The 9870-nt window shown below is 60.5% G+C and carries 9 protein-coding genes and 1 riboswitch; of the genes, 1 reads left to right on the plus strand and 8 read right to left on the minus strand.

The genetic code is table 11. From position 1 onward, the window contains the following. Nucleotides 1-58: 58 nt before the first annotated feature. Nucleotides 59-1063, minus strand: coding sequence for a low-specificity L-threonine aldolase (gene ltaE, locus ACIOWA_RS22355; protein ID WP_401161978.1), 1005 nt, complete (start codon nt 1061-1063; stop codon nt 59-61). Nucleotides 1064-1261: 198 nt separating this feature from the next. Continuing rightward, nucleotides 1262-1433: riboswitch (FMN riboswitch) on the plus strand. A gap of 101 nt (nt 1434-1534) precedes the next feature. On the opposite strand from ltaE, the gene ACIOWA_RS22360 reads away from it, so the two are divergent. Further along, the gene (locus ACIOWA_RS22360; RefSeq protein ID WP_339495991.1) at nt 1535-2044 is read left to right on the plus strand and encodes a 6,7-dimethyl-8-ribityllumazine synthase; all 510 of its coding nucleotides are present in this window, start codon (nt 1535-1537) and stop codon (nt 2042-2044) included. A 99-nt stretch (nt 2045-2143) separates the two neighbouring features. Here the strand turns inward: ACIOWA_RS22360 and astE are convergent, their stop codons facing one another. The 7 genes from astE to ACIOWA_RS22395 form a co-directional block, all read right to left on the minus strand. Beyond that, nucleotides 2144-3154 carry a succinylglutamate desuccinylase gene (gene astE / locus ACIOWA_RS22365; protein WP_339464061.1) on the minus strand — a complete coding sequence of 337 codons (1011 nt, stop codon included), beginning with the start codon at nt 3152-3154 and terminating at the stop codon, nt 2144-2146. 12 nt (nt 3155-3166) lie between these two features. Then, nucleotides 3167-3457: a hypothetical protein gene (locus ACIOWA_RS22370; RefSeq protein ID WP_016983958.1), complete on the minus strand. Its 291-nt coding sequence runs from the start codon at nt 3455-3457 to the stop codon at nt 3167-3169. 57 nt (nt 3458-3514) lie between these two features. Further along, nucleotides 3515-4861: an N-succinylarginine dihydrolase gene (astB, locus tag ACIOWA_RS22375; RefSeq protein WP_339430878.1), complete on the minus strand. Its 1347-nt coding sequence runs from the start codon at nt 4859-4861 to the stop codon at nt 3515-3517. Nucleotides 4862-4997: 136 nt separating this feature from the next. Next, nucleotides 4998-6467, minus strand: coding sequence for a succinylglutamate-semialdehyde dehydrogenase (gene astD, locus ACIOWA_RS22380; protein ID WP_401161990.1), 1470 nt, complete (start codon nt 6465-6467; stop codon nt 4998-5000). After that, entirely contained in the window at nt 6464-7489 is a 1026-nt protein-coding gene (gene astA / locus ACIOWA_RS22385; RefSeq protein WP_339430879.1) for an arginine N-succinyltransferase, read from the minus strand. Before astA ends, astD begins: the two co-directional genes overlap by 4 nt. A gap of 51 nt (nt 7490-7540) precedes the next feature. Continuing rightward, nucleotides 7541-8560 carry an arginine/ornithine succinyltransferase subunit alpha gene (gene aruF / locus ACIOWA_RS22390; RefSeq protein ID WP_339430880.1) on the minus strand — a complete coding sequence of 340 codons (1020 nt, stop codon included), beginning with the start codon at nt 8558-8560 and terminating at the stop codon, nt 7541-7543. A 203-nt stretch (nt 8561-8763) separates the two neighbouring features. Next, nucleotides 8764-9870 (minus strand): aspartate aminotransferase family protein (locus ACIOWA_RS22395; protein ID WP_401161982.1); only part of this gene is annotated, 1107 nt, incomplete at its 5' end.

The raw sequence follows: 9870 nt of genomic DNA on the forward strand, positions 1-9870 counted from the left end.
ATCGAGCAAGTGATCGCGACAATCGTCGAGTTTTAGGTCAATTGGACGGCTAACGCTGTCACTTGCGCGAAAACTCGACGAATGTCGCGATCACTTGCTCGATTTGCGAGCGATTGACGTCCATGTGCGTGACCATCCGCAGACGCGCGGCGGCACTCAACTTGATCCCGCGCTCGGCAGCAAACGCCTTGATCGCCAGGGCTTTGTCGCCCATCTGTACATAAACCATGTTGGTCTGTACTGGTTCGACGCTAAAACCTGCCTCACGCAGCCCTTCAGCAAGCCGTTGAGCATTGGCATGGTCATCCGCCAGACGCTCAACGTTGTGATCCAGCGCGTACAAACCCGCCGCCGCCAGTAATCCGGCCTGACGCATGCCGCCGCCGACCATTTTACGCAGACGACGAGCCTTGCCGATCAGTTGCTCAGAGCCGCAAAGCACCGAACCGATCGGCGCCCCCAACCCTTTGGACAGACACACCGATACCGAATCGAAATACCGAGTGATTTCCCGGGCATCGACCCCGAGCTTGACCGCAGCGTTGTACAACCGCGCGCCGTCCAAGTGCAATTGAAGGCCGTGATCCTGAGTGAAACGTCGGGCGCTGGCCAGATAATCGAGTGGCAACACTTTGCCTTGCATGGTGTTTTCCAGTGCCAGCAGACGAGTCCGGGCGAAGTGGAAGTCGTCGGGTTTGATCGCGGCGGCCACCTGATCAAGATCCAGCGAACCATCGGCCTGTACTTCCAGCGGCTGTGGCTGGATCGAACCGAGCACCGCGGCGCCACCGCCTTCGTACTTATAGGTGTGCGCCTGTTGGCCAACGATGTACTCGTCACCGCGCTCGCAATGCGCCATCAATCCCAACAGGTTGCTCATGGTGCCGGTTGGCACGAACAACGCGCCGGCGAAACCCAGGCGTTTTGCCAGTTCGGTTTCCAGACGATTGACCGTCGGGTCTTCGCCGTACACGTCGTCACCGGTGGCGGCGCCGGTCATGGCGTCGAGCATGGCGGGAGTCGGTTGGGTGACGGTGTCGCTGCGAAGATCGATAACGCTCATGAACCTGGCCTCAAGTCAGCAGGGGAAATCCCTTTACGAAGGTGAATTACTGCGGTCATCGCGCCGATTAATCAACCCTTGGCGCAGAAAAACGCCTCACAAGCATTCAAAAAAATCGATAACAATCATCTGAAAGGCGCAATGCACAGACACAAAATCTGTGTTAAAAACGCTGCGCCGCCCGAGAAAGGGTGGCGAAAACGTTCTCAGGGCGGGGTGCAATTCCCCACCGGCGGTAATTGCGCGCAATGCGCATAGCCCGCGAGCGCTTGGCGACGGGCATGGCAATGGCTGTGATCGACGACAAGGTCAGCAGACCCGGTGTGATTCCGGGGCCGACGGTCATAGTCCGGATGAAGAGAGAACGGGATTGACACCCAAGAGCCGTCCGCGCGCTTCTGCGTTCGTGCGTACCCTTGAATCCCCTTCGATTCATAACGCCCTGTTTTTCACACAAACAGGAGTCAGAACATGCAACCCACCGCTATCGACAGCAAAAGCAAACACCCTCATGGCGAGCGCGTCGCGTTCATCCAGGCCTGCTGGCACAAGGAAATCGTCGACCAGAGCCGTAAAGGCTTCGTCGCCGAAATGCTCGTTCAGGGTTATCAGGAATCGGACATCGACTTCTTCGAAGTCGGCGGTGCCTTTGAAATGCCCCTGCATGCCAAGCTACTGGCCAAGACCGGTCGTTATGCCGGCATCGTCGCGGCAGCCCTGGTAGTGGACGGCGGCATCTATCGTCACGAGTTCGTCGCCCAGTCGGTGGTCAGCGGCCTGATGCAGGTGCAACTGGAAACCGAAGTGCCGGTATTCTCGGTGTCCCTGACCCCGCATCATTTCCATGCCGGTGAAGAACATCAAAAGTTCTTCTTCGAGCACTTTGTGCACAAAGGTCAGGAAGCGGCGAAAACGTGCGCGGATACACTGAAGAAAATCCGCGCCCTGCGCCGCACAGAGCCGCGTGCTGTAGCGGTCTGATATCTGCACCGAGTGAGGTCTCAGACCTCACTCAGATCCAAATGTGGGAGCGGGCTTGCTCGCTCCCACAGGAGATAGGTGTTGATCCCCCAAATTGTTTCAGGCCAGGGTTTCGTCGGTGGCCGGCACGATCAGGATGCCCGCTCGCAAGCCGTTCTTGACCTTGGGATTGGGAAAGATGATCCGCGCGCCTTCTTCCTCGATGATCCAGCGGGTATTGGCCAAGTCCTCGGCCAGTACATAACCGACTTCCAACTGGGAAAAGTTCTCGATGTCCTGCGGCAGGTTCAGGCGGAACGCATCGCTGTGCTTGATGATTTCCCGCGCCACGCTGAACAGTTGCAAGCCATCCAGGCCCTCCTGCGCCAGATCTGGCTCATTGCCTTCAATGATCTGCTTCAGACGGGTTTCCAGCCGCGAGACATCAACCCCTTCGTTCTGCCCGAAGGGCCGCGCCTTGCCCAATTCCAGCGTGAAAGCCTCGGCGCCGAGTTTGTCGTAGGTATATGCGCTGAACACGATCGACGGTTTATTCTGCAACAGCACCGCTTCCATGCCCGCAGCACGCAAGCGCGCCAGCTCTCTACGCGAATGCTGGCGTCCTTCCTTCCACGGATACAGGGCGAATTGCTCGATCTTCGAGCCGCGAATGGCCGTGTGCAGGTCATAGTGCAAGCGCTGGCGATCCGGCAGGCTGAAGAAACTCGCCGCCAACCGCTCAAGTTCACAGGCACGCAGCGCTTCAGAGCCGCTGCTTTGTTCGTGACGACCGTTGAACAGCCGATTGACGTCCTGCTCGATGAAACGCTCGCCTTTGCGAATCGCCTCAGTGTTGCCGAACAGGAACAGAATGCGTGCGCGCGGCTTCAGATCGCCGCGAGCGATGTCATGCAGCAGCCGATCAAGCAGCTCGATCGGTGCGGTTTCGTTGCCGTGGATGCCTGCCGACAGCAGCAGGTCCAGGCCATTGTCAAGCGCTTGCGGTGGCCGGACCTCCAGCGCACCTTCGCTCAACCAGCGCATCCGCACGCCTTCGACAGTCAGTTGAGTCTTCTCCGCCGGTTCGCGGCCGGCGAGGGTCAGTTCAAGCAGTTTGCCGAGGGCGAGCATAGAGCGGTTTCCTTAGTGGTCGTGGTTGCAATCCGGGCCGTGCACGTGGTCTTCGTCGTCGCCAACGTCGGCCGGTTCCATTTCCAGTTGCAGACTTACCAGATTAGTCGCCAATGGGCGCAGCAGCAGGTTGGCGTACTCGGCATCGCCTTCTTCAACGTCGACGCCGATCAGCAGTTGGCCACGGCCATCCTGCTGGATCCACAGCTCTTTGCCTTGCCACATGACCGCGACGCGGGTGCACGAGGTTTGCAGTTGCGTGCCGTCGGTGTCTTCAAGGATCAGCTGCAGGGAATCGCTCATGTTTTTACTCTCTTGGGGAGACGAACCGCACGCCGCGTTCAAGCGGCGCGCCGGCCATCAATTGATCTGGAATGGATAAACCGCGCCCAGTTTAAGGATTTGCGTGAGTTCATCCAGTGCCGTCCGGCATTCAAGCAGCAATTGCGGGTCCGCCAGATCGGTTTCGCTCAGGCGGTCGCGGTAGTGCTTTTCAACCCATGCGGTCAACGAACCGTACAACGGGGCCGTCATGATAACCCCTGGGTTGACCGCCGCCAGCTCGGTTTCATTCAGTGCAACACGCAAGCGCAGGCACGCCGGACCGCCCCCATTCTGCATGCTCTGCTTGAGGTCGAAGACCTTCACTTCGCGGATCAGACCGCCGGAGCTGGTCAGGCTTTGCAAGTAAGCCCACACGCGCTCGTTGGCCTGGCACTCTTGCGGCACGATCAACAGCATCGAGCCGTCAGGGCGCGACAACAACTGGCTGTTGAACAGGTACGAACGCACGGCGTCGTCGACGGTGACCGCCGAACGCGGCACACAGATCGACTGGAAATTGCCGCCAACCCTGGCCAGTTTGCCTTGCAACTCGGCCAGCATCTGATCGGTGTCGAGGAACGCGTCCTCGTGATAGAACAACACCTCGCCATTGCCCACGGCAATCACGTCGTTGTGGAACACGCCCTGATCGATCACGTTCGGATTCTGCTGTGCGTAAACCACGCCTTCGTCCCGCAGACCGTGCAGACGCGCTACCGCTTGCGACGCTTCGAGGGTCTGCCGGGCCGGGTATTTTTGCGGCGCCGGGAAACGGTTGTCGAAGGCACTGCGACCGAACACGAAGAACTCGACACCGGCCTCGCCGTACTCACGGCAGAAACGTGTGTGGTTGGCCGCGCCTTCGTCACCAAACTGCGCCACCGCTGGCAGCGCAGCGTGATGGGCGAAGTGTTGCTGATTGGCGAACATCGCGCCGAGCACGCGGCTCGTGGTCGGGTGCTCGATGCTGCGGTGGTATTTGCAGTTGAGGTTAGCGGCGGTGAAATGCACACGGCCGTCAGCGGTGTCGGCACTCGGGCTGACCGTCGCAGCGTTGGCCACCCACATGCTCGACGCCGAGCAACTGGCGACCAGCAAAGGCATGGCCTCTTTGGCCGCGCGCTCGATCACTTGCGCGTCGCTGCCACTGAAACCCAGACGGCGCAGAGCGGCCACGTCCGGACGTTCCTGCGGCGCCAGCACGCCTTGCTGAAAGCCCATTTCCATCAGCGCTTTCATTTTCGCCAGGCCTTGCAGCGCCGCTTCCTTCGGGTTCGAGGACTGCTGGCTGTTGCTCTGGGACGCAACGTTGCCGTAGGACAGACCGCCGTAGTTATGGGTCGGCCCCACTAGACCGTCGAAATTGACTTCATAGGATTTCATCAGCGAGGCTCCACGAGAATCTGTTGTTATAGGCTTCAGTAACTATTCTTTGTGACCGAGGCGCGGCTATCGCCAGCAGGCTGGTTCCCACAGGGAAATGCATTCCACTTTGTGTGCCACCTGCTAACGATGGGCATCACGCCATCTTTACGCCGGGTGTAAGCGATGCAGGCAACACCAGGCTCGGTGTTTCCAGCGACGCCACCGGGTACGCGCAATAATCCGCCGCGTAGTAGGCACTGGCGCGATGGTTGCCCGAGGCCCCCACACCGCCAAACGGCGCGCTGCTCGCAGCCCCCGTCAATTGCTTGTTCCAGTTGACGATGCCGGCGCGGCTTTCCAGCCAGAATTGCTGATAACGATCTTCGGAATCCGACAACAGACCGGCGGCCAAGCCGTAAGCGGTGTCGTTGGCCTCACTGATCGCTGCGGCGAAATCGCTGTAGCGGATCACTTGCAGCAACGGGCCGAACAGTTCTTCGTCCGGACGCTCGGCCACTGCGGTCACATCAATAATGCCGGGGGTCAGCAACGCGGCTTGCGCCTGCGGCTGCGTCATGTCCAGCAGTGACACGGCGCCATTGGCCAGTAAATGCGCTTGGGCATCCATCAACGCTTTCGCCGCGCCAAGGGAAATCACTGACCCCATGAACGGTGCCGGTTGCTGATCGAACGCACCGACTTCAATGGTCGAGCTGACCTCAACCAGACGCTTGAGCAGGCTGTCGCCCCACGCGCCTTGTGGCACCAGCAGACGACGAGCGCAGGTGCAACGCTGGCCCGCCGAGATGAAGGCCGATTGAATGATCGTGTACACCGCCGCGTCGAGGTCAGCGACCTGATCCACCACCAGCGGGTTGTTGCCCCCCATTTCCAGCGCCAGAATCTTGTCCGGACGCCCGGCAAATTGCTGGTGCAAGTGGTTGCCGGTACGGCTCGAGCCGGTGAAGAACAGACCGTCGATGCCCGGGTTCGCCGCCAGCGCAATGCCGGTTTCACGAGCGCCTTGCAGCAGGTTCAGGACGCCGGCCGGCAACCCGGCTTCGATCCAGCACTTGACCGTCAGTTCGGCAACTTTCGGGGTCAGCTCGCTGGGCTTGAACAGCACGCTGTTACCGGCCAGCAACGCCGGCACGATGTGACCGTTGGGCAAGTGACCAGGGAAGTTGTAAGGCCCGAACACGGCAACCACGCCGTGAGGCTTGTGGCGCAGCACGGCGGTGGCGTCGCCCAACGGGCCGCTCTTCTCGCCGGTACGTTCGCGGTAGCTCTGCACCGAGATCGCGATCTTGTTGACCATGCTGGTGACTTCGGTGGCGGCTTCCCACATTGGTTTGCCGGTTTCCTCACCGATGGTGCGGGCCAGTTCGTCGCTGTGGTGCTTCAGTGCAGCAGCAAAGGCTTCGAGCACGCTGATGCGCTCTTGCAGCGTGCGCCGTGCCCAACCCGGAAAAGCCTGACGCGCCGCCTGCACCGCCGACTCGACCTGCGCAGCAGTGGCGCCCTCCCCCGACCACAGCACTTGCTGGGTCACCGGGTTCAGTGACTGAAAAGCTTCGCCCTGACCGGCCAGCCATTCACCTGCGATGTATAGCGAATTCATTATTTCGACTCCCGAGCAGCAGACAACGCCACGGCGCGCACTTGGTCGCCCGCGTTGAGTTGAAGACGTTTGGCGGTGTGTGGATCGACCACCAGCGTGCCCGCAGCCAGACGTGCCGGCGCAGCCGTGATGCGGCAGTCTTCGCGTTTGCGGTTATGGATGATGAACGGCGTGGCATCGTCGCCCGGCGTGCCGACCGCCAGTACCAGCGCCTCGCTGTCTCGCACCGCGCGGATCTTGCTGGTTTCGCATTCGATGGCCGGACCGGCGTCAAAGATGTCGACGTAGCCCTGATAACTGAACCCTTCGCTCTTGAGCATCGCCAGCGCCGGCTCGGTGTCCGGATGGACCTGGCCGATGACATTGCGTGCATCAGGCGACAGGAAGCAGGTGTACAGCGGGAATTTCGGCATCAGTTCAGCGATGAACGCCTTGTTGCCGACACCGGTCAGGTAATCGGCCTGGCTGAACTCCATCTTGAAGAAGTGCCGACCCAGACTTTCCCAGAACGGCGAACGGCCAGCGTCATCCGACACACCGCGCATCTCGGCGATGATCTTGTTGCCGAACAGTTCCGGGAACTCGGCGATGAACAGCATCCGCGCCTTCGACAGCATGCGACCATTGAGACCGTTACGGTAATCGGCGTGCAGGAACAGTGAGCACAGCTCGGAGTTTCCGGTCAGGTCGTTGGCCAGGAACAGCGTCGGGATCTCGCGATAGATGTTCAACTCTTGCGAAGCGCTGACGGTCAGGCCGACACGGAAGTTGTACCAGGGCTCACGCAGACCGACCGCGCCGGCAATGGCGGAAATACCCACCACGCGGCCGTCGTCGTCTTCAAGCACGAACAGGTAATCCGCATCGCCACGGCCGGCTTCGCCGCGAAAGGTCTTTTCAGCCCAGTCGACCCGATGGGTCAGGCGCTCTTCGTTGGCCGGCAACGTGGTCAGGCCAGTGCCGGTGCTGCGGGCCAGGTCGATCAGCGCGGATAAATCGCTGCTGCGTACGGGACGAACAATCATGCTATCTCCTCAAACGGGCCGCCTTCGCCACCCGTAAAACTCGCTAAGGCGTTAAACCGCCACCAGGCGCACGCTGGCACCTTCACCGACGCCCAAGGCCTCGGCCGCTTCCAGATCAAGCGTCACCGGTTTGCCCGGCGCGTAGTCCAGCTCAAGCAACACGGCGCGGTAATCCTGCAACTGGGCGTTGGCCACCAGATACTGGCGACCGGCACCTTTGACCGGCTCGCCGATCTTCACCGGCACCACACGGCTCTGGGCGATCGAACGGATCCCCGACACACGCGCATGCAGGGTCGGGCCGCCGTCGAAAATGTCGATGTAGTGATCGGTCTCGAAGCCTTCGCGCATCAGGATGTCGAAGGTGATCTGCGCACGCGGGTGTACCTGACCCATTGCCTCTTGGGCGGAGTCCGGCAGCAACGGCACATAGATCGGGTAATGCGGCATCAGCTCGGCGAGGAACGTACGGCTTTTCAACCCGCACAGGCGCTCGGCTTCGGCGTAGTTGAGGTCGAAGAAGTTGCGACCGATGGCGTCCCAGAACGGCGAGTCGCCATGCTCATCGCTGTAACCGACGATCTCGGTCACCACCGAATCGGCGAACCGCTCCGGGTGGCTGGCGACGAACAGCAGACGACCACGGGAATTGAGTTCGGCCCACGGCGAACCCACCAACTCACGCTGCACGTAGAAACTGGTCAGCAAGCTATTGCCGGTCAGGTCGTGGCACTGTGAAAGCACATGGATCTTGTTGTGGATCTTCAGCTCGCGGGAGGCGTGGACGAAGGTCTCGTTGCGAAAGCTGTAAAACGGTTCCGAATAACCGGCCGAAGCAACGATCGCCGAGCAGCCGACCAGTTTGCCGGTGGTGGAGTCTTCAAGGACGAAGAAATAACTCTCTTCACCGTTGAAGCTCACTTCGGCGGCGAACGAGGCTTCGCTCGCCGCGATCTTGTCGCTCAGACGTTCCACGTCATCCGGCAAGGAAGTGACACCAATCGGACTGTCCGCAGCCAGACGCTGTACCTCGCCCAGATCAGCCATTTGCGCGGGGCGCATCACCAGCATGGTGTCACTCCTTTCTCTTATAAAAATCACAGAAAAAACACCGAACATTGTTGGAGCGGGCTTGCTCGCGAATGCGGTGTATCAGTCAGCATAGATGTCGACTGACACACCGCATTCGCGAGCAAGCCCGCCCCCACATTTGATATTGCCCGGTATCAAAAATTGGGTTCGACGCCTGAACCGCTCAGGCGTCGAAAGGTGTATCAAGCTTGCGTCAGTGTTGCAGCGGCACGTTCGAAGCGGTCCAGACCGGCATCGATATCAGCGTCCTCGACCACCAGGCTCGGGGCGAAACGGATCACGTCGGGACCTGCTTGCAGAATCATCAGGCCTTCTTTTTCAGCGGCGTTGAAGATGTCTTTGGCCTTGCCTTTCCAGGCCTCACTCAGCACGCAACCGATCAGCAAGCCGAGGCCACGCACCTGAGTGAACAGGCCGTACTTCTCGCCAATTTGCTCAAGACGGGTTTTGAACTTGTCGTGCTTGGCATTGACGCCGCTCAGCACTTCAGGGGTGTTGATCACGTCGATCACCGCTTCAGCAACCGCGCACGCCAGCGGGTTGCCGCCGTAGGTGGTGCCATGGGTGCCGACGACCAGATGTTTGGCCAGCGCTTCGGTGGTCAGCATCGCCGCGATCGGGAAACCGCCGCCCAGGCTCTTCGCGCTGGTCAGGATATCCGGGGTCACGCCGTAATGCTGGTAGGCAAACAGCTTGCCGCTGCGGCCCATGCCGGTCTGCACTTCATCGAACACCAGCAGCGCGTTGTTCGCATCGCACAGTTCGCGGGCACCTTGCAGGTAAGCCAGTTCGGCCGGCAGCACGCCGCCCTCGCCCTGGATCGGTTCGAGCACGACCGCGCAGGTCTTGTCGGAAACGGCCGCTTTGAGCGCCGCCAGATCGTTGTAGGGAACGTGGGTGATACCGGTGATTTTCGGGCCAAAACCGTCGGAATACTTCGACTGGCCACCCACGTTCACGGTGAACAGGGTGCGACCGTGGAAGCTGTTCAGCGCGGCGATGATCTCGTATTTCTCAGTGCCGAAACGGTCGAACGCGACGCGACGGGCCAGCTTGAAGGCGGCCTCGTTGGCTTCGGCGCCGGAGTTGCAGAAGAACACACGCTCGGCGAACGTTGCGTCGATCAGCTTGTGCGCCAGACGCAGGGCCGGCTCGTTAGTGAACACGTTCGAGACGTGCCACAGCTTGTTCGCTTGCTCGGTCAAGGCACCGACCAGCGCTGGGTGCGCGTGGCCCAATACGTTGACGGCGATGCCGCCGGCGAAGTCGATCAGCTCGCGGCCGGCCTG

Source organism: Pseudomonas sp. NPDC087614, from assembly GCF_044743485.1.
GTDB classification, from domain to species: domain Bacteria; phylum Pseudomonadota; class Gammaproteobacteria; order Pseudomonadales; family Pseudomonadaceae; genus Aquipseudomonas; species Aquipseudomonas baetica_A.

Bases quoted from the DNA above. Each gene is read 5' to 3' on its own strand.
- ACIOWA_RS22360 (WP_339495991.1), top strand. From the start codon at position 1,535: ATGCAACCCACCGCTATCGACAGCAAAAGCAAACACCCTCATGGCGAG.
- astA (WP_339430879.1), bottom strand. From the start codon at position 7,489: ATGATTGTTCGTCCCGTACGCAGCAGCGATTTATCCGCGCTGATCGAC.
- aruF (WP_339430880.1), bottom strand. From the start codon at position 8,560: ATGCTGGTGATGCGCCCCGCGCAAATGGCTGATCTGGGCGAGGTACAG.
- ACIOWA_RS22370 (WP_016983958.1), bottom strand. From the start codon at position 3,457: ATGAGCGATTCCCTGCAGCTGATCCTTGAAGACACCGACGGCACGCAA.
- astE (WP_339464061.1), bottom strand. From the start codon at position 3,154: ATGCTCGCCCTCGGCAAACTGCTTGAACTGACCCTCGCCGGCCGCGAA.
- ltaE (WP_401161978.1), bottom strand. From the start codon at position 1,063: ATGAGCGTTATCGATCTTCGCAGCGACACCGTCACCCAACCGACTCCC.
- astB (WP_339430878.1), bottom strand. From the start codon at position 4,861: ATGAAATCCTATGAAGTCAATTTCGACGGTCTAGTGGGGCCGACCCAT.